Source organism: Flavobacterium sp. 28YEA47A (assembly GCF_041262125.1).
In the GTDB taxonomy this organism is placed as follows: Bacteria; Bacteroidota; Bacteroidia; order Flavobacteriales; family Flavobacteriaceae; genus Flavobacterium.
In genome coordinates this window covers 341,291-366,259 of record NZ_JBGCCI010000005.1, presented here as the reverse complement: position 1 = coordinate 366,259, position 24,969 = coordinate 341,291, and the positions used below count along the sequence as shown (strand labels likewise).

General features: G+C 40.7%; 14 protein-coding genes. 9 read left to right on the top strand and 5 right to left on the bottom strand.

The annotated features are described in order from the left end of the window. Nucleotides 1–43: 43 nt before the first annotated feature. Together ABH942_RS09780 and fsa are read left to right on the top strand one after the other, a co-directional pair. Nucleotides 44–847 (top strand): SDR family oxidoreductase, encoded by an 804-nt coding sequence (locus ABH942_RS09780; protein ID WP_370031488.1) that lies wholly within the window; start codon nt 44–46, stop codon nt 845–847. Nucleotides 848–916: 69 nt separating this feature from the next. Then, complete coding sequence (gene fsa / locus ABH942_RS09775) at nt 917–1,573, top strand: fructose-6-phosphate aldolase (RefSeq protein ID WP_370031486.1); 657 nt, start codon at nt 917–919, stop codon at nt 1,571–1,573. Nucleotides 1,574–1,725: 152 nt separating this feature from the next. Here fsa and ABH942_RS09770 read toward each other — a convergent pair whose 3' ends face one another. Continuing rightward, nucleotides 1,726–3,135 (bottom strand): TlpA family protein disulfide reductase, encoded by a 1,410-nt coding sequence (locus ABH942_RS09770; RefSeq protein ID WP_370031485.1) that lies wholly within the window; start codon nt 3,133–3,135, stop codon nt 1,726–1,728. Between the two features lie 216 nt (nt 3,136–3,351). Between ABH942_RS09770 and ABH942_RS09765 the strand changes: the two genes are divergently transcribed. After that, nucleotides 3,352–4,968 carry an ABC-F family ATP-binding cassette domain-containing protein gene (locus ABH942_RS09765; protein WP_370031483.1) on the top strand — a complete coding sequence of 539 codons (1,617 nt, stop codon included), beginning with the start codon at nt 3,352–3,354 and terminating at the stop codon, nt 4,966–4,968. An 87-nt stretch (nt 4,969–5,055) separates the two neighbouring features. Here ABH942_RS09765 and ABH942_RS09760 read toward each other — a convergent pair whose 3' ends face one another. Next, nucleotides 5,056–5,220 (bottom strand): hypothetical protein, encoded by a 165-nt coding sequence (locus ABH942_RS09760; protein ID WP_370031481.1) that lies wholly within the window; start codon nt 5,218–5,220, stop codon nt 5,056–5,058. A 320-nt stretch (nt 5,221–5,540) separates the two neighbouring features. Between ABH942_RS09760 and pyrR the strand changes: the two genes are divergently transcribed. The 6 genes from pyrR to ABH942_RS09730 all read left to right on the top strand — a co-directional run bounded on the left by pyrR (nt 5,541) and on the right by ABH942_RS09730 (nt 10,264). After that, nucleotides 5,541–6,080 (top strand): bifunctional pyr operon transcriptional regulator/uracil phosphoribosyltransferase PyrR, encoded by a 540-nt coding sequence (gene pyrR / locus ABH942_RS09755; RefSeq protein ID WP_056066660.1) that lies wholly within the window; start codon nt 5,541–5,543, stop codon nt 6,078–6,080. A 37-nt stretch (nt 6,081–6,117) separates the two neighbouring features. Next, nucleotides 6,118–7,047 carry an aspartate carbamoyltransferase catalytic subunit gene (locus tag ABH942_RS09750; RefSeq protein ID WP_370031479.1) on the top strand — a complete coding sequence of 310 codons (930 nt, stop codon included), beginning with the start codon at nt 6,118–6,120 and terminating at the stop codon, nt 7,045–7,047. Nucleotides 7,048–7,114: 67 nt separating this feature from the next. Continuing rightward, nucleotides 7,115–7,447 carry a ribonuclease Z gene (locus tag ABH942_RS09745; RefSeq protein WP_370031477.1) on the top strand — a complete coding sequence of 111 codons (333 nt, stop codon included), beginning with the start codon at nt 7,115–7,117 and terminating at the stop codon, nt 7,445–7,447. Between the two features lie 99 nt (nt 7,448–7,546). Continuing rightward, entirely contained in the window at nt 7,547–8,452 is a 906-nt protein-coding gene (locus tag ABH942_RS09740; RefSeq protein ID WP_370031475.1) for a ribonuclease Z, read from the top strand. Nucleotides 8,453–8,930: 478 nt separating this feature from the next. Next, nucleotides 8,931–9,572: a pyridoxamine 5'-phosphate oxidase gene (gene pdxH / locus ABH942_RS09735; RefSeq protein ID WP_370031473.1), complete on the top strand. Its 642-nt coding sequence runs from the start codon at nt 8,931–8,933 to the stop codon at nt 9,570–9,572. Nucleotides 9,573–9,757: 185 nt separating this feature from the next. Beyond that, nucleotides 9,758–10,264, top strand: a complete 507-nt coding sequence (locus ABH942_RS09730) for a CAP domain-containing protein (RefSeq protein WP_370031471.1) — start codon at nt 9,758–9,760, stop codon at nt 10,262–10,264. Between the two features lie 351 nt (nt 10,265–10,615). Here the strand turns inward: ABH942_RS09730 and ABH942_RS09725 are convergent, their stop codons facing one another. Genes ABH942_RS09725 through ABH942_RS09715 form a run of 3 tightly spaced genes read right to left on the bottom strand, consistent with a single transcriptional unit; the run spans nt 10,616 to nt 24,688 of the window. Further along, nucleotides 10,616–12,559, bottom strand: a complete 1,944-nt coding sequence (locus tag ABH942_RS09725) for an OmpA family protein (RefSeq protein WP_370031469.1) — start codon at nt 12,557–12,559, stop codon at nt 10,616–10,618. Between the two features lie 12 nt (nt 12,560–12,571). Further along, the gene (locus ABH942_RS09720) at nt 12,572–13,483 is read right to left on the bottom strand and encodes a type IX secretion system membrane protein PorP/SprF (RefSeq protein WP_370031467.1); all 912 of its coding nucleotides are present in this window, start codon (nt 13,481–13,483) and stop codon (nt 12,572–12,574) included. 48 nt (nt 13,484–13,531) lie between these two features. Then, entirely contained in the window at nt 13,532–24,688 is an 11,157-nt protein-coding gene (locus ABH942_RS09715) for a choice-of-anchor L domain-containing protein (protein ID WP_370031465.1), read from the bottom strand. Between the last annotated feature and the right edge of the window lie 281 nt (nt 24,689–24,969).

Sequence of the window (24,969 nt, the reverse complement as noted above, 5' to 3'; positions counted from 1 at the left end):
ACACTAAATTTGGCTTCAATTTCTAAACTTCTAAGAAGTCAAAATGTCTAAAACTATATTAATTACAGGCGGTTCTTCAGGAATCGGAAAATCAATAGGGGAGTATCTGACCCAAAAAGGTTATACAGTTTTTGGTACGAGCCGCAACCCGGAGCGTATTACGGATTCTAAATTCCCTTTGGTAGCACTTGATGTAAGAGATGTTGAAAGTATTAAAAACGCTGTTTCCGAAGTCATACAAAGAGCAGGAAGATTGGATGTAGTAATCAATAATGCAGGAGTAGGAATTACAGGACCTTTAGAAGAAATTCCAACATCAGAAATCAAAAACAATTTCGAAACCAATTTTTTCGGACCTATTGAAGTCATGAAAGCGGTATTGCCGCAAATGCGCTCTCAGAAATCTGGTTTAATCATTAATGTTACTTCTATTGCAGGTTATATGGGATTGCCGTACAGGAGCGTTTATTCAGCCTCAAAAGGAGCATTAGAATTGATTACCGAGGCTCTGCGTATGGAAGTCAAGGATTTTGGAATAAAAATTACCAATATAGCTCCCGGAGATTTTGCTACCAATATTGCTTCAGGAAGATTTCATGCGCCTTTGGTAAAAGGTTCTGCTTATGAGAAACCTTATGGAGATACACTTAAAATGATGGACGAACATGTCGATTCAGGAAGTAATCCCGATATGATGGCAATTGCCGTAGCAAAAATCATAGCTTCTCCTAGTCCTAAGATCCATTATAAAGTAGGCGCTTTTATGCAAAAATTTTCTATTGTCCTAAAGCGGGTACTACCGGATAAAGTTTATGAAAAAATGCTAATGAACCATTATAAATTGTAATTTTGCAACCGAATTTTGAGTTTTTACTCAATAGCTTAAAGCAGAAACACACAAATTAAATTATAACAAATGAAATTTTTTATCGACACAGCTAATCTGGCTCAAATTAAAGAAGCACAAGCACTTGGTGTATTGGATGGCGTAACTACTAATCCTTCGTTAATGGCAAAAGAAGGCATCACAGGAAAAAACAATATCTTAAAACACTATGTAGATATCTGTAATCTTGTAGATGGTGACGTTAGTGCTGAAGTAAATGCGCTTGATTTTGAGGGCATGGTGAAAGAAGGCGAGGAATTGGCTGAATTGCATGAGCAGATTGTAGTAAAACTGCCAATGACCAAAGAAGGTGTAATGGCTGCAAAATATTTTTCTGACAAAGGAATCAAAACAAACGTTACATTGGTATTCTCTGCCGGACAGGCTTTATTGGCTGCAAAAGCAGGAGCTACATACGTATCACCATTTATTGGTCGTTTGGATGATGTTTCTACAGATGGTTTGAACCTGATTCAGGAAATCCGTGAGATTTACGACAATTATGGTTTTGAGACAGAAATTTTAGCTGCTTCTGTGCGTCACACGATGCATATCGTTAACTGTGCTAAAATTGGTGCTGATGTAATGACAGGGCCGCTTTCTGCTATTACAGGTTTGTTGAAACACCCATTGACAGATATCGGATTGGCTCAGTTTATAGCTGATTTTGAAAAAGGAAATAAATAATACATTAGTATTTGATATAAAAAATCCCGCTACTAGGCGGGATTTTTTGTTTGTAGTATTTAGTTTTTATTTGATTATCGGAGTTTTTATTATGGAATTCTTCGATAAGTTTTTTTAGTCTTTGCGAATCTGCGCCTTTGCGAGCTATTTTATTATTTCAGATAGTCAACAAATTTAACATCAAATAGATTTACAAAAGCGTTGTTGATAGTTCCGTCTGCATTTGTAATAATGGCACGGTGTATTTTGGTGATGACCCATTTCTGTTTGAGTTCTTCAAAATCTTTTACCCGGAATTCCTCAATTTTTTCGAATTTGTACTTGGAAAGATTGTTCTTCCATTTCGATTGGTTATCATCAACATTGATAGCGATAAAATTATAGCCAGGATGTTTGGCCTTTAATTCCATTGCTTTTTTATGTACTGTTTCAAAATGGGCTTTTGCATTTTCTGTCCAGAAGAAAACTACTGTTTTTCCTTTAATAATATTTTTACTATTAACAGTTTCTCCATTAACATCAATCAAATCGACATTAGGTAAAGGATTTCCGCTTTTCAGCATTTGAATTGCATTGCCTATTTTGGTGATTTCGTTCTGATTTCCTTTATCCGTTGAGAGCTCATTATACCGATCAAGAAATTTTTTATTGTTCAGTATATGCTGATCTTCTAAAAGATAGGCAAAGGCAATATTATCGAGAATAGTATTTTTGATTTCCGGATTTTTGAAAAGTGTATCGGCAATGTTCAGTTTGGAGATATTCATTTCTAAAGCCTTGTCTTCGGGGGAAGCATTTTCGTCGGCTTTTTCCATTGCCATATTATTGAGCATATAAGTGAGATATTTCACAAAAGGCGAGAAGTTCGTTAGGCCCTTGTTATTGTAATCGATCTCATCGCGATATTGATAAAAACCTTTTGGAAGTTTTTTGGTGACATTTTCTCCGGTCCGTATCTCGTGTATTACCGGATAAATTTCTTTTTTAGTGTAATAAGGAAAATCAAGAGAGGCTAAGGCATAGGTATCAAAATCGTCGCTCCACTTCAATAATTCTTTTTTGGTATTGTAATAGCTTTTTTTTGAGCTGTATGAAGAATCGATGTATTTGGTGAATTTATTGATGTCATAATCAAACACGGTAAACATCTTGTCCCTGTCTTCTTCATTCTTAAGATACATTTCCATTAAGAAATTGTTCTTTTCTTCTCCACGGCCACAAAATACGACAGATTCGTCAAAATCATTAGAGTTCATGCGTACCATGATACTGTCGTTTTTGTCAAAATAGACATATTGGTATTCCGGTTCATGTTTAAAAGTATACAGTCCGGGAGCCAACGAATCAAATTTTTTGAAAAAACGATTATTTCTGTCCAAAGGAATAGTGTCAATGACTTTATTGTCCTTAAGAAACAAAACGTAGCGGTTTAATGGATTTGAAACCTCTCCACCAAAGTAAGCAGTAAAATTATCGCTTTTGAATTTCTTTTCACAGGAGCACAATGACAGCAATGAAAGGAAAGAAATCGATACGATTTTGAAAACTTTTAAATTGTGCATTTAATTTGAATCTAATAAACAAAAATATTCAGACGCAACCAAACTCTCTGTTAATGCATAGTTAAATATAGACATTGTCAATTATTTAGAATGCCGTTAAATAGCAGAGATTTATTTAAACCGGAACTTTAGGTTATGTTTTAAACTATATCGGGTTCTTGTGCCAAAAGTGCAGTATTTTTTCTACTTTTGCAAAACTTTTTTAAAACTATATTCATGTTAACAGTAAATAATTTATCAGTACAATTTGGCAAGAGAATTTTGTTTGATGAAGTAAATACAACCTTTACAGATGGTAATATTTACGGAGTCATTGGAGCAAATGGTGCTGGAAAATCCACATTCTTAAAAATACTTTCAGGAGATTTTGATGCAACTTCAGGAAATGTTTTCTTGGAACCGGGCAAACGTATGTCTGTGTTGAATCAGAACCACAACATGTTTGATGAGCATACCGTCTTGGAAACAGTGATGATGGGGAATAAAATCCTTTATGCTGTTAAGAAAGAAATGGATGCGCTTTATCTGGACTATACTGACGAAAATGCAGAAAGAATTGGAGAGCTTCAGGTTCAGTTTGAAGAAATGAACGGGTGGAATGCTGATTCAGATGCTGCTTCGCTACTTTCTAACTTAGGTATCAATGAAGACAGCCACTATACATTAATGGCTGATATGGAAGGAAAACTGAAAGTACGTGTTCTTTTGGCACAGGCACTTTTTGGAAATCCTGACGTGTTGATTATGGATGAGCCTACGAACGACCTTGATTTCGAAACGATTGCATGGTTGGAAAACTTTTTGGCAAATTATGAAAATACCGTGATTGTTGTGTCTCACGACCGTCACTTCTTGGATGCGGTTTGTACGCATATTTCAGATATTGATTTCGGAAAAATTAACCATTATTCAGGAAACTATACATTTTGGTATGAATCCAGCCAATTAGCTGCAAAGCAAAGAGCACAGCAGAATAAGAAAGCGGAAGAGAAGAAACAGGAATTGGAAGAATTCATCCGTCGTTTCAGTGCCAACGTAGCAAAATCCAAACAGGCAACTTCCCGTAAAAAAATGATCAGCAAATTGAATATTGCTGAAATCAAGCCGTCTAGTCGTCGTTATCCTGCTATTATTTTTGATCAGGAAAGAGAGGCCGGTGACCAGATTTTAAATATCGTAAATCTAAGCGCTTCTGTTGATGGTGAAACGCTGTTTACAGGCGTAGACCTGAATATGGCTAAAGGCGATAAGATTGTTCTTTTCTCTAAAGATTCACGTGCTACCACTGCTTTTTATGAAATCCTGAATGGAAATAAGGCTGCTGATTCCGGAACTTTTGATTGGGGAATTACAACAACACAAGCGTATCTTCCGGTTGAAAACCATGAGTTCTTTGACAACGACCTGAATTTGGTTGATTGGTTAAGACAATGGGCGAAAACAGAAGAAGAGCGTGACGAAGTTTATATCCGTGGTTTCTTAGGGAAAATGATTTTCTCTGGTGAAGAAGCATTAAAAATAAGCCGTGTTCTCTCTGGAGGAGAAAAAGTACGTTGTATGCTTTCAAGAATGATGATGCAGAGAGCAAACGTCCTGATGCTTGACGAACCTACAAACCACTTGGATTTGGAATCGATTACAGCTTTTAACAACTCATTGAAAAATTTCAAAGGATCGGTTATTTTTACCACACATGACCATGAATTTGCACAGACTGTAGGTAACAGGGTTATTGAATTGACGCCAAAAGGAGCAATTGACAGATACATGACTTTTGACGATTATCTTGATGATGAAAAGGTACAGGAACTAAGAAAGAAAATGTACTCTTAATTATAGAAATAGAATAAATAAAAAATCCCGTTACTCACAAGTAACGGGATTTTTTGGTTTAAGAATGGTTGGTTTAGGTTGGGTGTTTTATTTTTTAAATCTGCTGATGATAAAAATAATTAGGGCAATAATAGCGACGACTATAAAAATGCCAACGCCAACGCCTAAGTTAAAAATTCCTTCAACCACTTCGCAACTCGAAAAGGTAAGGAGTATCAATAGCAGTATGTTTATTCTGGCTAACTTGTTCATGGTTTTTCTGTTTTGGTTTATATAATTATAAAGTTCTTCTTTTAACGAAGAAAAATATTACATGATTAATCTTTTTGGTTATATAATTTTAATAGAGGTGCTAAGTTGCTAAGGTTCTGAGGAGCTAAGGTTGTGTGTTTTTGTTTGATAAAAGGGAGAGTTATTGAAAGTGAGCTTTTTTTGAGTTTGTTTTCATTTGGTATAAACTTCTCGATAGTCGTCTCATTTTAAAATGGAAGCAGGTTAGGGCAAAACTGTATTTTTATTTTACTTGAAAGTAAATTTTGCCTACTTTTACAAACCAAACACAACACTTCATTATGAGTCAAAAAATATTGCTTACTTCAAAAGAAGTCAATATCATTCTGCATCGTTTGGCCTGTCAGTTAATTGAAAAGCATCTTGATTTTTCAGATACGATTCTTGTAGGAATCCAGCCTCGCGGAACCTTTTTGGCAGAACGCCTGAAGGAATTGCTTTTAAAGGAATACAAAGTACAGGATGTAGCTTTAGGGTATCTGGACATTACTTTTTTCAGAGATGATTTCCGTAGGACAGAAAAACCTCTGGAGGCCAATAAAACGCAGATTAACTTTTTGGTAGAAAATAAGAAGGTCATTTTTATTGATGATGTATTATATACCGGAAGAAGTATTCGTTCTGCTTTGACAGCAATTCAATCTTTTGGAAGGCCTTCGGAAATTGAGCTGTTGGTTTTGATTGACAGGCGTTTTAGCCGCCATCTGCCAATCCAGCCAGATTACAGAGGCAGACAGGTCGATTCTATAAATAATGAAAAGGTAAAAGTATGCTGGAAAGAGCAGGAGGGAGAAGATGTAGTATATCTTGTAACTAATTAAAGTTCTTATAAATAACAACACAACAACACATATAAAAATGAGCGAATTAAGCGTAAATCATTTATTAGGAATAAAATATATCACCAAACAAGATATTGACCTTATTTTTGAAACAGCCGATCATTTTAAGGAAGTCATTAACCGACCAATTAAAAAAGTTCCTTCGCTTCGAGACATTACCATAGCCAACATATTTTTCGAAAACAGTACCAGGACTAAACTGTCCTTTGAATTGGCACAAAAACGTCTTTCGGCTGACGTTATCAGCTTTTCTGCAGCACAGTCTTCTGTAAAAAAAGGAGAAACACTGATTGATACTGTTAATAATATCCTTTCAATGAAAGTTGACATGGTAGTCATGAGGCATTCTAATCCCGGAGCAGCTTATTTTCTTTCACAAAATGTAAATGCGAGTATTGTAAATGCCGGTGATGGAGCACACGAACATCCAACGCAAGGTTTGTTGGATTCCTTTACGATAAGAGAAAAACTTGGAGAAGTTGCCGGAAAGAAAGTCGTGATTGTAGGTGATATTCTGCATTCGAGAGTGGCACTTTCCAATATCTATGCACTTAAAATGCAGGGAGCGGAAGTTAAGGTTTGCGGACCTAAGACCTTAATTCCAAAATATATCGAATCTTTAGGAGTTGATGTTGAACCAAACCTTAGAAAAGCCCTTGAATGGTGCGATGTGGCAAACATGCTTAGGGTTCAGAATGAAAGAATGGATGTGAATTACTTTCCTTCAACAAGAGAATATACACAACAATACGGAGTAGATAAGGCTTTTTTAGATTCGCTAAATAAGGAAATCGTAATTATGCATCCGGGACCAATCAATCGTGGTGTTGAAATCTCCTCTGATGTAGCCGATTCTCAGCAGTCGGTTATCCTCAATCAGGTTGAAAATGGTGTAGCAATACGTATGGCGGTAATTTATCTTCTGGCATCAAAAATTAAGCAATAGGAATAAAAAGCCAAAAACCTTTGTAACTTTGGGCTTAACAAACTTTACTTCTAAAAAACAAGACAATATGAAAGTTGATCAAAAAGGACATACAACAGTAATAAAAGATACTCAAGGTAATGTAGGTTCTTTTCTGGAAAAAGTAACAAATGAATATGGGAGCTTCAAAAACCACAATCTTATTTTGGACATCTCATCAGATAAAGATGTGAGCTTAGACCAGGTACTTTCTTTCCTGTCGTTGTCAAACAAACACCGAAAAGCAAAAAAATCATTCGTAATTGTTGTCAATGATTTTGACTTTAACGAAGTTCCGGACGAAATGATCGTTGTTCCTACTATTCTTGAAGCTCATGATATTATTGAGATGGAAGAAATTGAAAGGGATTTAGGGTTTTAGATTTAAGATTTAAGATTTAAGATTTAAGATTTGGAATTTTTGATTTAAGATTTGGAATTTTTGATTTAAGATTTAGTTTTTTTGATTTAAGAGTAAAAAATGAAGCTGACCATTCTTGGCTGTTATGCCGCCACACCCAGAACTATTACAAATCCTACATCGCAGGTTTTGGAAATAAGAGACCGGATGTTTCTGATTGACTGTGGCGAAGGAACACAGGTTCAGTTACGAAAAAACAAGATCAAATTTTCTAAAATAAACCATATTTTTATTTCCCACCTTCATGGTGACCATGTCTACGGACTTGTTGGTCTGGTTTCTACTTATATGCTTTTAAATAGGGTGAATGATCTTCATATTTATGGGCCAAAAGGAATAAAAGAGATTATTACACTGCAATTGAAGCTCTCTAATTCATGGACTAACTACAATCTTTATTTCCATGAACTGGAATCAACCGAATCTGAAACTGTTTTTGAAGATGAAAAGGTTATCGTAAAGACCATTCCTCTAAAACACAGGATATATACGAATGGCTATTTATTCCTGGAAAAATTCAACGAAAGAAAACTCAATATCGATGCTGTACAGCAATATGAAATCGATCAGGTGTATTATAAGAAAATTAAATATGGCGGCGATATCACTTTAGAAGATGGCCGCGTTATTTCAAATGCTGAACTAACTTTTGATCCAGATACTCCAAAGAGTTATGCGTTTTGTTCAGACACGGTGTATAATGAAGATATACTGCCACTAATTGAAAATGTAGATGTCCTTTACCATGAATCTACTTTTTTAGAATCAGAAGTTTCATTAGCTGAAAAAACCATGCATTCAACGGCTAAAGAAGCTGCCAGGATTGCGCTTAAAGCCAATGCCAAAAATCTGGTATTAGGCCATTATTCTACACGATACGAATCCATTCAGAAATTTAAGGAAGAAGCCGAAACTATTTTTCCAAATGTCTTTTTGGGAGATGATGGGGAGAGTTTTTCTTTTTGAGGTACTGAGGTTCTAAGCGGCTAAGGTGCTAAGGCTTTTTTTTGAAGTTGCTAAGTAACTAAGATAATGTGTTTTCTTTTTAAAAAGATTTTAAGGCTCTAAGCGGCTAAGTAGCTAAGGTTTGTTTATTGGTTAGGATTAAATTTTGAACTTCAAAAAAACTTAATTGATTACCTGAAACTTTATACCAAAAACAAATTCCTTTCTTGCTTTGCGGCTTTGTGCCTTTGCGAGCAACTATTTCACTCAAAGGCGCAGAGCCGCAAAATTCCTAACAATAGAAATAATAAACTTTAACTATTTGGTATAAACTTCCCGATAGCCATTCAAACTTATTTCCTCAGAGCCTTAGTGCCTCAGAACCTTAGTGCCTTAAAGCCTTAGCCACTTAGCACCTCAAAAAACAACTGACAAATATCATATCTTCACTTCACAAAGTTTGTAACTTTGTACTTCAAAATCTCCAATTGACCAAGCTATGAAAGATTTAAGCGATTACAGAAAATCATACGAAAAAAGCGAATTGATTGAAACAGCCATACCCGATAATCCTTTTGAATTATTTGGTTTGTGGTTTCAGGAAGCCGAAGCTATAGGCGGAACCGAAGAAGTTAATGCAATGACTATTGCTACTATTGGAAAAGATGGTTTTCCAAAATCAAGAATCGTTCTCTTAAAACAGCTGACTTCCGAGGGATTTATTTTCTTTACCAATTACGAATCCGAAAAAGGAAAAGCTATTGCTGATAATCCAAATGTCTGTCTATCTTTCTTTTGGCCTTATGCCGAAAGACAGGTAATTATTAAAGGAAAGGCCGAAAAAACATCGGATGCCATTTCTGATGCCTATTTCCAATCCAGGCCATTTGGTAGCCAATTAGGTGCGCTTGCCTCACACCAAAGTGAAATTATATCAAATAGGGAAATATTGGAAAACAAAGTAAAAAATCTCGAAGAAGAATTTGTAGGAAAAGTAATTGATCGTCCTGACTATTGGGGAGGCTATTTGGTCAAGCCTTATGAGATAGAATTTTGGCAGGGAAGGCCCAACAGGCTTCATGATAGGATTCGCTTCCAATACCGCGAAAACACATGGAAAAAGGATAGGCTTTCTTCATGATTTATAGGAATAATAGCATGAAAAATATAAAAAGATGCATTTCATCGATTTTATTTTGCAGTTCAACGATGTTTTTGTAATATTGAATCGTTAAGTAAGAGACATGCCCCATCATAAATCTTACGGAACAATTTAAAAAAGTTTACCCAAGGCTTTTTTGAATTATGAACCAAAACACTTAACCTATGAAAGCAATAATGCTAAGAACATTAATGCCAGTGGCATTATTGTTCACAATGTTATCCTGTTCTTCAGATTCATCTGATGAGGATAAACTTCCTAGTGGAAATTCGGCCTTAGTCGAGAATTACGACTACAATCCCACAGAATTAGAATTGATGCGAATTATCAACGAACACAGACAATCGATCAATTTACCGGTTTTACAACCAATCAATCACATTTCTTACAAATCTGAAGAACACAACGAGTACATGATCGAAAACAATGTTGTTAATCATGCCTACTTTGAAGAAAGATCACAAAACCTGATGCAGGTGCTTGGAGCGGTAAAAGTCAATGAAAATGTGGCTTATAGCTACAATACGCCTCAGGCCGCGTTACAAGCCTGGCTTGAAAGTCCTAGTCACAAAGCTAATATTGAAGGAGATTTTACTCATTTTGGAATCTCAGTTCGTACCAGCCCGGAATCAGGACGAAAATATTATACAAATATGTTTATAAAAAAATAAGCAGGTAAGACTCAGTATTATAAGACTGCAGTTTGTATTGCAGTCTTTTTTTTGAGACTGTCCAAAAAATTGTTATTTAACGTTCACCTTTCCATTCTTACTGACTGCAATAATATGACAGGAATTATTTTTTAGATAATTAATATTAGATGGGGTTTAATTTTCGTGGATTATTTTTTTAAAATATATTCATTTAAGATTGTTCTTTTGTTCTGATTATTCTTTCATAAAGGTCTGCGTGAAAACTATTGTATGGGGATATATTTTAAAAATATATTACAATGGGTCGAATAACAAAAAAAGCATCCTGCTAGTCCAGGATGCTTTTGCTTTTTATGGCATTAATATATTTTATAATTCAGTTATTATAAATTCGCTTCGTCTGTTTAATTGATGTTCTTCTTCAGAACACGGAACTCCATCAGAACATTTGTTTACCAATTGTGTTTCGCCATAACCTTTTCCGGTTAATCTTGATGCTTGTATTCCGTCGCCAATCATCCATGCAATAGTTGATTTTGCTCTGCGATCTGATAGTCTTTCATTATACTTGTGCGTCTGACGGCTATCTGTATGTGATCTTACATCAACTTTCATAGTCGGATATTCTTTCATTACGTCAACGATTTTTGCTAAGTCTGTAGCTGCATCCGGACGGATATTCCATTTATCCAAGTCAAAATAAATTATCTTGATACCAAATGCTTTTGCCAGGTCATCACCAACTTTAACTTTCTTGACTGCTTTTTCTAAAGCAATAGGAAGATCGGTTTCTCCGCTTTCTTTTGGTAAAGTTATACGAGACTCTTTAGTTACGTATTCTTGTTTTTCAGCTCTTACATAATACGATTTGCCACATTGCACATCCTCAAAAGAATATTTTCCTGAAGCATCTGATGTAGTTTCTTTTAATTTGTTGAACTTTTCATCAAATAAAGTCACTTTAGTATTTGGAAGGATAACTCCGGTTTCCATGTCGGTTATAGTTCCCGCTAAAAGCTGTTCGCAGGCAAATTCAAGCCTTTTGGTTTCGACAAATTTGTAGATATCATCATTACCGTTTCCACCATCTCTGTTGGAGCTTAGAAAGCCTATTCTTGTTTTGGAGTTAATAATATATCCAAAATCATCTTTTTTACTGTTAGCAGGTTCTCCAACATTTTTAACTTCTTTGAAGCTACCGTCGTTTCCCATTTTTGAAACGAAAATATCAAAACCACCAAGTCCAAGCTGTCCGTCAGAAGCAAAATACAATTCATTTTCGTCAGATACGAAAGGGAAAGATTCTCTTCCAGGCGTATTTATTTGAGGTCCCAGATTTTCAGGAGTACCGAAACTTCCATCGGCATTGATACTTACTTTAAAGATATCAGATTGTCCCAAAGTTCCCGGCATATCCGAAGCAAAATATAATGTTTTTCCATCCGGACTCAAAGCAGGGTGGGCCACACTATAATTGTTATTGTTAAAAGGAAGCTCAGTGACGTTTGTCCATTTGTCACCTTCTAAGGTAGCTTTGTAAATTTTTAATAAAGTTACCTTATTGCTGCTTTTGCCCTTTTTTCCGTCGTTGTAATTGTTTCGGGTAAAAAACATAGTCTTTCCATCTTTGGAAAAAGCAGGAGTAGCTTCATGAAATTTGGTATTCAGGCTTTTTGCAAATTTTTTAGGAGCTGAAAGAGCACCGTCTGCACTCAGGTCAGAAACATACATATTAGTAAAATACATATTTGTCCAGGAATGCTGTCTTTTTGAAAAGTTTCCGGTATCTCGCGCTGATGCAAAAACGACTTTATCTCCAAAAAAAGCACTTCCATAATCAGAATATTCAGAATTTATCCCAGCGTTTTCTATTTTATATCGACCAGAATTTTTCTTGATTTCTTCCAGATAATTCTTTTTCTCCTCATAGAGTTTTCCACGAGAATCACCACTTGACTTCTGGTTAAATTTCTGAAGCATGTCATTGGCCTTATCATATTCTCCAATTCCTTTTAGAGATTGGGAATAGCGGTAAAAATACTCAGGTTCTACATCCTGCGTCATTGCAAAAAGCTCACCATACCATTTGGCAGCATTTTCCAAATCAGCATTAAAATAATAGGAATTTCCAAGTTTTTCAAGCATGTCTTGTGACTTGTATCCTTTTTCAGCAACACGCTCATAGGTTTTTATAGCATCAATGTAAGCATATTTCTCATACTTCTTATCTGCTGATGCTACAGCCGATTTTTGCGAATATCCGTTGATACAGATAATGCTTAAAAATGCGAGGTATATAAATTTGATTTTCATGATTACACAGTATTAGAAGAACCTTGGTGAAGTTACTTTGTTGAATTTGTTGAAAAGCTCAAATCGAAGGAATATTTCGTGCGAGCCAGAGTTGTAATTGGATAATTTTGTAGTTTCTAAGTCATATCCATAGCCTACAAATAATCCATCTGTAACCTGGAAGCCAGCCATAACACTTACCGCAGCATCCCATCTCCAGGCTGCGCCAATGGTAAATTTATCGTTGAATAGGAAATTACCAGACACATCAAGCTGTAGGGGAGCACCTTCAATAGTTTTCATAAGGAAAGCAGGCTTAAATTTGATAGTAGGACTTAAGTCAAATACATAACCTCCGATGAAATAAAAATTCATCCTTTCTTTATAAACAGAAACAGAGTTGTCTTCGTAACGGGTAGTCTGAAAGAAGTTAGGAACCGAAAGACCTACATATAATTTATCGGAGTGGAAATAAACACCGGCTCCAACATTAGGTGTAAAATTGTTATTGAAATTTTGTAGATGCGGATCACCGGCATCAACAGGATTTAGCTTGTTTACGTCCAGGCTAAAAAGATTTGCTGTTCCTTTAATACCAAATGAAAGGTTATAGGTTTCCGATGTCTGAACAGTATAAGATATATCAGCTGAAATAGCATTTTCGTCTGTAGGGCCAATTCTGTCGTTGACAAAAGAAAGTCCGATACCTATTTTACTATTATTGATAGGCGTATTTAAAGAAACTGCATTGGTTACAGGAGCTCCATCCAAACCAACCCATTGGGTTCTATGAAGGCCGAAAATACTCATAACGCCTCTGGAACCAGCATAGGCCGGGTTTATATTAATAGTGTTGTACATATATTGCGTGTATTGAGCGTCTTGTTGCGCAAAACCTGCAAAACTTGTCAACAGTAAAGCGAAAAATAAAAATTTTGTTTTCATTTATTTGTTTGTTTAGTTCCAGGGATGCAAATCCCTGGAAGTTTGACTCTATCTATTAATATATAGATAACTTGCTTTTTCTCTAGTTTTTCCTTCAGCATCGACATATTTCAGTACGTAGTAGTAAGTTCCATCAGGTAATTCTTCTGATTTTTTTACTGTGGCACGACCTTCAGATACACCTCTAAATACTTTAGTATTGTTGTCGTAGCCTTGAGCGTCAAATACTAAAACTCCCCAACGATTATAAATCTCTACAGTATTGTTTGGATAACAATCAAGACCTTCAATTTTAAAGAACTCATTCAAACCATCACCGTTTGGTGTTATGGCGTTGTGAACAATGATTTCACATGGCGCTAAAACGATACAGTCGTCATTTACATTCATGTTGACTTGAATTGTTCTAGGACAATCGCCGTCTGCGATCACATAACTTAATATATAATTTCCAAGAGGAACATTAGTAGGACTAAATATACTTCCTAGTAATCCTTGAGAGTTATTAGTATCAATCCATGTTCCTGTTCTTTCTATAGAATTGTTAAGTAATGTAAACAAATCGATTGAAAGATCTCGGATACATAGTTCGCTGTTAATTGTTTGCGTAGGGTTTGCTATCGTAACATTTATTGTTTGCGTAACTACATTTGAATTTCCACAGCTGTCGGTCGCAGACCAAGATCTGGTGATAGTATAACCTGTTGCTGTCTGATTTTCAATCTGTTCATCAAATATAACATTTTCTACCGAAGAACAAGAGTCTGTAAATTCTAAAGCCGGTGCTTCAGGTACCTCACTACATACAACATTTATAGTTGTTTGTAATGGAGTAATTAAAGTTGGAGCTGTATTATCTTCTACAGTTATTACTTGAGTTACAGAAGCGATGTTATTACATAAGTCAACAGCTGTCCAAGTTCTTGTGATAATCTTATCTCCAGCACATGCACCATTTTCAATAGTTTCAAGCATTGTAACGGTTGCCAAACTACAGTTATCAGTAGCCGTTAATGTTACTGCTGCTGGAATTGCTCCACAAGCTACGGTAACGTCTGCCGGTACAGTTTCTACGAATGTTGGAGCCTGAGTATCGGTTACGGTCACTATTTGAGTATGTTCGGCAGTATTACCACATAGGTCAGTAGCCGTCCATTTTCTAGTAAGCGTGTAGCTTCCAGCGCAAGCACCATCGGTTCTAGTTTCGGCGAAAGTTACCGTTGCAGTTCCGCAAGCATCAGTTGCAGTAAGCGTAGCCGCAGCCGGGATATTGTCGCAAGACGCAGCCACTTCGGCAGCAGGCAATGTTCCATCGAATGCAGGAGCCTGGGTATCGGTTACGTTCACTACTTGAGTGTGTTCGGCAGTGTTACCGCATAGGTCAGTAGCCGTCCATTTTCTTGTAAGCGTATAGCTTCCAGCACATGCACCATCGGTTCTTGTTTCAGCAAAAGTTACCGTTGCAGTTCCGCAAGCATCAGTTGCAGTAAGCGTAGCCGCAGCCGGGATATTGTCGCAAGACGCAGCCAGTTCAACCGCAGGCAATGTTCCATCGAATGCAGGAGCCTGAGTATCGGTTACGTTCACTACCTGAGTGTGTTCGGCAGTATTACCGCAAAGGTCGGTAGCCGTCCATTTTCTAGTAAGCGTGTAGCTTCCGGCACAAGCACCATCGGTTCTTGTTTCGGCGAATGTTACCGTTGCAGTTCCGCAAGCATCAGTTGCAGTAAGCGTAGCCGCAGCCGGGATATTATCACAAGACGCAGCCAGTTCAGGCGCAGGCAATGTTCCATCGAATGCAGGAGCCTGGGTATCGGTTACGTTCACTACCTGTGTGTGTTCGGCAGTGTTACCGCATAGGTCAGTAGCCGTCCATTTTCTTGTAAGCGTATAGCTTCCAGCACATGCACCATCGGTTCTTGTTTCAGCAAAAGTTACCGTTGCAGTTCCGCAAGCATCAGTTGCAGTAAGCGTAGCCGCAGCCGGGATATTGTCGCAAGACGCAGCCAGTTCAACCGCAGGCAATGTTCCATCGAATGCAGGAGCCTGAGTATCGGTTACGTTCACTACCTGAGTGTGTTCGGCAGTATTACCGCAAAGGTCGGTAGCCGTCCATTTTCTAGTAAGCGTGTAGCTTCCGGCACAAGCACCATCGGTTCTTGTTTCGGCGAATGTTACCGTTGCAGTTCCGCAAGCATCAGTTGCAGTAAGCGTAGCCGCAGCCGGGATATTATCACAAGACGCAGCCAGTTCAGCCGCAGGCAATGTTCCATCGAATGCAGGAGCCTGGGTATCGGTTACGTTCACTACCTGTGTGTGTTCGGCAGTATTTCCGCATAGGTCGGCAGCCGTCCATTTTCTTGTAAGCGTATAGCTTCCAGCACAAGCACCGTCAGTCCTAGTTTCGGCGAATGTTACCGTTGCAGTTCCGCAAGCATCAGTTGCAGTAAGCGTAGCCGCAGCCGGGATATTATCACAAGCCGCAGCCAGTTCAGCCGCAGGCAATGTTCCATCGAATGCAGGAGCCTGGATATCGGTTACGGTCACTACCTGAGTGTGTTCGGCAGTGTTACCGCAAAGGTCAGCAGCCGTCCATTTTCTAGTAAGCGTATAGCTTCCGGCGCAAGCACCATCGGTTCTAGTTTCAGCAAAAGTTACCGTTGCAGTTCCGCAAGCATCAGTTGCAGTAAGCGTAGCCGCAGCCGGGATATTGTCGCAAGACGCAGCCAGTTCAGCCGCAGGCAATGTTCCATCGAATGCAGGAGCCTGGGTATCGGTTATGGTCACTACCTGAGTGTGTTCGGCAGTGTTACCGCATAGGTCAGTAGCCGTCCATTTTCTTGTAAGCGTGTAGCTTCCGGCGCAAGCACCGTCAGTCCTAGTTTCAGCAAAAGTTACCGTTGCAGTTCCACAGGCATCAGTTGCAGTAAGCGTAGCCGCAGCCGGGATATTGTCGCAAGACGCAGCCACTTCGGCAGCAGGCAATGTTCCTGCAAATACAGGAGCCTGTGTATCGGTTACGTTCACTACCTGAGTGTGTTCGGCAGTATTACCGCATAGGTCGGTAGCCGTCCATTTTCTTGTAAGCGTATAGCTTCCAGCACATGCACCGTCAGTCCTAGTTTCGGCGAATGTTACAGTTGCACTTCCACAAGCATCAGTTGCAGTAAGCGTAGCCGCAGCAGGTATGTTGTCGCAAGACGCAGCCAGTTCAGCAGCAGGCAATGTTCCATCGAATGCAGGAGCCTGGATATCGGTTACGGTCACTACCTGTGTGTGTTCGGCAGTATTACCGCAAAGGTCGGTAGCCGTCCATTTTCTTGTAAGCGTGTAGCTTCCGGCGCAAGCACCATCGGTTCTTGTTTCAGCAAAAGTTACCGTTGCAGTTCCGCAAGCATCAGTTGCAGTAAGCGTAGCCGCAGCAGGTATGTTGTCGCAAGACGCATTGATACTAGCCGCAGGCAAAGTTCCTACAAATACAGGAGCCTGGGTATCGGTTACGTTCACTACCTGTGTGTGTTCGGCAGTGTTACCGCAAAGGTCGGTAGCCGTCCATTTTCTTGTAAGCGTATAGCTTCCGGCGCAAGCACCGTCAGTCCTAGTTTCAGCAAAAGTTACCGTTGCACTTCCGCAAGCATCGGTTGCAGTAAGCGTAGCCGCAGCCGGGATATTGTCGCAAGACGCAGCCACTTCGGCAGCAGGCAATGTTCCTGCAAATACAGGAGCCTGGGTATCGGTTACGTTCACTACCTGTGTGTGTTCGGCAGTATTACCGCAAAGGTCGGTAGCCGTCCATTTTCTTGTAAGCGTGTAGCTTCCGGCGCAAGCACCGTCAGTCCTAGTTTCAGCAAAAGTTACCGTAGCACTTCCACAGGCATCGGTTGCAGTAAGCGTAGCCGCAGCCGGGATATTGTCGCAAGACGCAGCCACTTCGGCAGCAGGCAATGTTCCTGCAAATACAGGAGCCTGGGTATCGGTTACGGTCACTACCTGTGTGTGTTCGGCAGTATTACCGCATAGGTCGGTAGCCGTCCATTTTCTAGTAAGCGTATAGCTTCCGGCGCAAGCACCATCGGTTCTAGTTTCGGCGAAAGTTACCGTTGCAGTTCCACAGGCATCGGTTGCAGTAAGCGTAGCCGCAGCCGGTATGTTGTCACAAGACGCAGCCAGTTCAGCAGCAGGCAATGTTCCATCGAATGCAGGAGCCTGGATATCGGTTACGGTCACTACCTGTGTGTGTTCGGCAGTATTACCGCAAAGGTCGGTAGCCGTCCATTTTCTTGTAAGCGTGTAGCTTCCGGCGCAAGCACCATCGGTTCTTGTTTCAGCAAAAGTTACCGTTGCAGTTCCGCAAGCATCAGTTGCAGTAAGCGTAGCCGCAGCAGGTATGTTGTCGCAAGACGCATTGATACTAGCCGCAGGCAAAGTTCCTACAAATACAGGAGCCTGGGTATCGGTTACGTTCACTACCTGTGTGTGTTCGGCAGTGTTACCGCAAAGGTCGGTAGCCGTCCATTTTCTTGTAAGCGTATAGCTTCCGGCACAAGCACCATCGGTTCTAGTTTCAGCAAAAGTTACCGTTGCAGTTCCACAGGCATCGGTTGCAGTAAGTGTAGCCGCAGCAGGTATGTTGTCGCAAGCCGCAGCCACTTCGGCAGCAGGCAATGTTCCATCGAATGCAGGAGCCTGGGTATCGGTTACGGTTACTACCTGTGTGTGTTCGGCAGTATTACCGCAAAGGTCGGTAGCCGTCCATTTTCTTGTAAGCGTGTAGCTTCCGGCACAAGCACCATCGGTTCTAGTTTCGGCGAAAGTTACCGTTGCAGTTCCACAGGCATCGGTTGCAGTAAGCGTAGCCGCAGCAGGTATGTTGTCGCAAGCCGCAGCCACTTCGGCAGCAGGCAATGTTCCTGCAAATACAGGAGCCTGGGTATCGGTTACGGTCACTACCTGTGTGTGTTCGGCAGTGTTACCGCAAAGGTCGGTAGCCGTCCATTTTCTTGTAAGCGTGTAGCTTCCGGCGCAAGCACCATCGGTTCTAGTTTCAGCAAAAGTTACCGTTGCAGTTCCACAGGCATCGGTTGCAGTAAGCGTAGCCGCAGCCGGGATATTGTCGCAAGCCGCAGCCACTTCGGCAGCAGGCAATGTTCCAGTAAATGTTGGAGCCTGGGTATCGGTTACGTTCACTACCTGAGTGTGTTCGGCAGTGTTACCGCATAGATCAGTAGCCGTCCATTTTCTTGTAAGCGTGTAGCTTCCGGCACAAGCACCATCGGTTCTAGTTTCAGCAAAAGTTACCGTTGCAGTTCCACAGGCATCGGTTGCAGTAAGTGTAGCCGCAGCAGGTATGTTGTCGCAAGCCGCAGCCACTTCGGCAGCAGGCAATGTTCCATCGAATGCAGGAGCCTGTGTATCGGTTACGGTCACTACCTGAGTGTGTTCGGCAGTATTACCGCATAGGTCGGTAGCCGTCCATTTTCTAGTAAGCGTATAGCTTCCGGCGCAAGCACCATCGGTTCTAGTTTCGGCGAAAGTTACCGTTGCAGTTCCACAGGCATCGGTTGCAGTAAGCGTAGCCGCAGCCGGTATGTTGTCACAAGACGCAGCCACTTCGGCAGCAGGCAATGTTCCATCGAATGCAGGAGCCTGTGTATCGGTTACGTTCACTACCTGAGTGTGTTCGGCAGTGTTACCGCATAGATCAGTAGCCGTCCATTTTCTTGTAAGCGTGTAGCTTCCGGCACAAGCACCATCGGTTCTAGTTTCAGCAAAAGTTACCGTTGCAGTTCCACAGGCATCGGTTGCAGTAAGTGTAGCCGCAGCAGGTATGTTGTCGCAAGCCGCAGCCACTTCGGCAGCAGGCAATGTTCCATCGAATGCAGGAGCCTGGGTATCGGTTACGGTTACTACCTGTGTGTGTTCGGCAGTATTACCGCAAAGGTCGGTAGCCGTCCATTTTCTTGTAAGCGTGTAGCTTCCGGCACAAGCACCATCGGTTCTAGTTTCGGCGAAAGTTACCGTTGCAGTTCCACAGGCATCGGTTGCAGTAAGCGTAGCCGCAGCAGGTATGTTGTCGCAAGCCGCAGCCACTTCGGCAGCAGGCAATGTTCCTACAAAAGTAGGAGCCTGTGTATCGGTTACAGTTACTACTTGCGTGTGTACGGCAGTGTTACCGCAAAGGTCAGTAGCCGTCCATTTTCTTGTGAGTGTGTAGCTTCCGGCGCAAGCACCATTAGTCCTTGTTTCGGCGAAAGTTACAGTTGCGCTTCCACAGGCATCGGTTGCAGTAAGCGTAGCCGCAGCTGGAATGTTTCCACATGAAGCAGTTATGCTGGCAGCAGGCAATGTTCCTGCGAATACAGGAGCCTGGGTATCAGTAACGGTTACAATCTGAGTGTGTTCAGCAGTATTACCGCATAGGTCGGTAGCCGTCCATTTTCTTGTAAGCGTGTAGCTTCCGGCACATGCACCATTAGTCCTTGTCTCGGCAAAAGTTACCGTTGCGCTTCCACAGGCATCGGTTGCAGTAAGCGTAGCCGCAGCTGGAATGTTTCCACATGAAGCAGTTATGCTGGCAGCAGGCAATGTTCCTGCAAATACAGGAGCCTGCGTATCAGTAACGGTTACAGTCTGAGTGTACTCAGCAGTATTACCGCATAGGTCGGTAGCCGTCCATTTTCTTGTCAGGGTATAGTTTCCGGCACAAGAACCATTAGTCCTTGTCTCGGCGAATGTTACCGTTGCGCTTCCACAAGCATCGGTTGCAGTAAGCGTAGCCGCAGCTGGAATGTTTCCACAAGCTGCAGTTATGCTGGCAGCAGGCAATGTTCCTGCGAATACAGGAGCCTGGGTATCAGTAACGGTTACAGTCTGAGTGTACTCAGCAGTATTACCGCATAGGTCGGTAGCCGTCCATTTTCTTGTAAGCGTATAGCTTCCGGCACATGCACCATTAGTCCTTGTCTCGGCAAAAGTTACCGTTGCGCTTCCACAGGCATCGGTTGCAGTAAGCGTAGCCGCAGCTGGAATGTTTCCGCAAGATATGGCAACATCAGCAGGAGGTGTTCCTACAAAAGTAGGAGCCTGTGTATCAGTTACAGTCACTACTTGTGTGTGTACGGCAGTGTTACCGCAAAGGTCAGTAGCAGTCCATTTTCTTGTCAGGGTATAGTTTCCGGCACAAGAACCATTAGTCCTTGTTTCGGCGAAAGTTACCGTTGCGCTTCCACAGGCATCGGTTGCAGTAAGCGTAGCCGCAGCAGGAATGTTTCCGCAAGATATGGCAACATCAGAAGGTAATGTTCCTACAAAAGTAGGAGCCTGTGTATCAGTTACAGTCACTACTTGTGTGTGTACGGCAGTGTTACCGCAAAGATCGGTAGCTGTCCATTTTCTAGTAAGCGTGTAGCTTCCAGCACAAGCACCGTCAGTTCTTGTTTCAGCGAATGTTACCGTTGCAGTTCCGCATGCATCGGTTGCAGTAAGCGTAGCCGCAGCCGGTATGTTTCCGCAAGATACAGCAACATCAGCAGGAGGTGTTCCTGCGAATACAGGAGCCTGAGTATCGGTTACAGTTACTACTTGTGTATGTACGGCAGTGTTACCACAAAGATCAGTAGCAGTCCATTTTCTTGTCAGGGTATAGTTTCCGGCACAAGAACCATTAGTCCTTGTTTCGGCGAAAGTTACCGTTGCGCTTCCACAGGCATCGGTTGCAGTAAGCGTAGCCGCAGCTGGAATGTTTCCACATGAAGCAGTTATGCTGGCAGCAGGCAATGTTCCTGCAAATACAGGAGCCTGCGTATCAGTAACGGTTACAGTCTGAGTGTACTCAGCAGTATTACCGCAAAGGTCGGTAGCCGTCCATTTTCTTGTCAGGGTATAGTTTCCGGCACAAGAACCATTAGTCCTTGTCTCGGCAAAAGTTACCGTTGCGCTTCCGCATGCATCGGTTGCAGTAAGCGTAGCCGCAGCAGGTATATTTCCGCAAGTTGCAGTTATGTTGGCAGCAGGCAATGTTCCTGCGAATACAGGAGACTGTGCGTCGCTCACGGTTACAATCTGAGTGTGTTCAGCAGTGTTCCCGCAAAGGTCGGTAGCCGTCCATTTTCTTATCAGGGTATAGTTTCCGACACAAGAACCATTAGTCCTTGTCTCGGCAAAAGTTACCGTTGCGCTTCCACAGGCATCGGTTGCAGTAAGCGTAGCCGCAGCTGGAATGTTTCCACATGAAGCAGTTATGCTGGCAGCAGGCAATGTTCCTGCAAATACAGGAGCCTGCGTATCAGTAACGGTTACAGTCTGAGTGTACTCAGCAGTATTACCGCAAAGGTCGGTAGCAGTCCATTTTCTTGTCAGGGTATAGTTTCCGGCACAAGAACCATTAGTCCTTGTCTCGGCAAAAGTTACCGTTGCGCTTCCGCATGCATCGGTTGCAGTAAGCGTAGCCGCAGCAGGTATATTTCCGCAAGTTGCAGTTATGTTGGCAGCAGGCAATGTTCCTGCGAATACAGGAGACTGTGCGTCGCTCACGGTTACAATCTGAGTGTGTTCAGCAGTGTTCCCGCAAAGGTCGGTAGCCGTCCATTTTCTTGTCAGGGTATAGTTTCCGACACAAGAACCATTAGTCCTTGTCTCGGCAAAAGTTACCGTTGCGCTTCCACAGGCATCGGTTGCAGTAAGCGTAGCCGCAGCAGGTATATTTCCGCATGAAGCAGTTATGCTGGCGGCAGGCAATGTTCCAGTAAATGTTGGAGCTGTAGTGTCGTTTATAGTGATTGTCTGAGTAAAATTTGCAGTTGTACAATCTGTAGCAACCGTAAATACTCTAGTGACAACCGTAGGACAACTACCTGCTTTAGTGTCTTTATAAGTTATTGTATGTGCTAGGGAAGCATTTGAAGTTGTTCCCCCTGCATTTTGAAATTGTGCCAATGTAATTGATACAGGTGTTTCACTATAAGTCAAAGGAGTAATACTACTTTGGTTACATCCCTGAATACTAGCATTAGTTGGACCAGTTAAGGTAACTGTAGGTTTCACATTTACAGTTACTTGAGCACATGTCGAATTTCCACAGCTGCTTTCCCAACGTACATAATATGTAGTTGTTTGTGTTGGTGCTGCAATAGAAAGATTGTTTCCTGTTCCGATTGCTGTTCCGCCACAACTTGAGGTATACCATTTTAGGTTAGTACCTGATCCTCCTGTTGCAGATAGGATGATATTTCCTCCTACATTTGAACAGATATTGTTATTGTTTACGCTTGCAGCAGTTGGAGCTACAGGCGATGCATCCACATTGACAACTACCTGATCTGTTGATGTACATTGTCCGCTAGCGTTTGTAACGGTCAAAGTATAGGTTGTTGTGGTGGTTGGAGAAGCAATAGGGTTTGCGATATTACTAAAATTCAGTCCTGTAGATGGACTCCAGCTGTAAATAACACCGCCGCTTCCGCTTAATTGTGTATTTCCACCAGGGCAAATAGTAACATCAGGGCCTGCATTTGCTACAATAGGAGTAGGGTTACCGATAGTAGCTGTACCGCTAATGTTTGGTTTACAGCTTCCAGGATCTTTTACTACTACTGTATAGTTTCCAGGTGATAAGTTTGAAAAAGTATTGATACTCTGCCAGTTTGTTCCATTATCTATAGAATATAGATAGCTTCCTGAACCACCAGAAACGTTTACAGTTAATGTTCCGTTGTTTTGCCCATTACACTGTGCATTGGTTGCATTGATTGAGTTAAGAACAGCTGTTTCATAAATGGTCATTGTTTGCGTCACATATACTACATCACTAGAACATGGACAGCTCGTTATTGTTTTTACAATAAAAGTTTCAGCATTGTCTGGTACACCATCAGCTACAGAAGTATAAGGTATATCAATATAAGTCTGATTAGCGGGAATTGTTACCTGTGTTGGGAATGGCTGTCCGCCAGCTGTTTGAATATCAACTCCATTGGTAAAAGTTCCAGATAAAAGAAGATTAACAACTAAAGGCTGCGAAATATCACTGCCTGTTCTTTGTACTCTGAATTTATTGTTACAACCTTCAAAAATATTATTCTGATTTTCAATCATGTTTCCATAATTCGTAAGAACAATATTTTCCGAATTAAAGCTTCGAGCTCCCAGGAAAACGCCAGAATCCCATTTCTGATCACTTGCATCACCAATACTTAATTTGATTCTGTATGTTGAGCAAGGTGTAACAGGATAAGTAGCTGTTAAGATAACAGTATTTCCATCAAACTGTGTTGTAGTTGATCCCGCTGCATTGTTTTGATAATATTGCCCGTTTACTGCCGGGAAGTTATTGCCATTAACATTTGTTCCTGCAGAGTGGATTGTATTGATAGAGATAGGAGTCGTAGTGTTTGGAAGGACCGCCAAATTGATCGCATTGTTTCTGTATGGACCTGAAATTCCAGGACCGCTTAAGAAAAATCCGAAAGCATCGTTATAGCCAGTTTCGCAATATTCCAAATATTCTTCAGACGAAAAAACATATTTAAATTCTAAAGTATTACCTGCAGGCACAAAGTCAAATTCCAAAGTTGCTGCATCATAAATTGTTCGCCCTGTAATACTCGCTAAATCAGGGTCATTGGCTGCTTTTACCATTTCATCTGTACTTCCTCCAGTATTGTTTGGTCCCATTGCAGAGGAAGCTTTTCCCGTTGTAAGCAATAGTCCCTCTTCAATTGGAAAAGTAGAAGTTGCTTTGTTGAAATAAGCTAATTGACGATTACCTGGTGTCGATGACCATGTGTGGTTTTGCCATGTGTAATTATTACCACTTTTTGAATAATAACCAAATCTAACATTACTTGCCGATAAACAACCCGTAACAAAAAGGTTTTTAACCAATTGTTCTGCTGTATAAGCATTGTATGTTGCATTTTCTGCTACTGAAATAGATCCGGCAACAGCCATAGTCTGATATTCCAATCCTCCTTTATTTGCTTTTACTACAGGAGCATAGGGTAGATTGGGTTTTGTAGCCCTTGCAGGAAGTTCTTTTTGCTGTGCAAATGAAGGCAGTGCTGTCAAAACCAAGAAGCTTAGCAGAAGTAATTTGCTAAGAACCGTTTTGTTGTTTAATCGGACTCGTTTTTTTAAGCGGCCATTTTTCTTTTCGATGATAAAAGTTTGTGGTACTTTTATTTCCTCACGCAGCGTAAAATTTTTCATGTACGTATTTTTTGGGTAAAGTTTTTTAAAGCGTAGATCTTATTTTGATAGAAATAAGAACATTCAAATTACTTTTCGGGTTTAAAACTAACATCTAGTTTTCTAGATAAATAATTTTATCCGTGAATAGCATAAATAGTCGTTAAAGTATCTTTTTTACATAATTCTCTCTTTATTCAAATGGATTTTTTAATTATTCTCAACATTGTGGTTTTTTTATTGATTTATCATTAAAATAAAAGCATAGAAAAACAGTCCAAGTATTTTTGGACACGAGTATT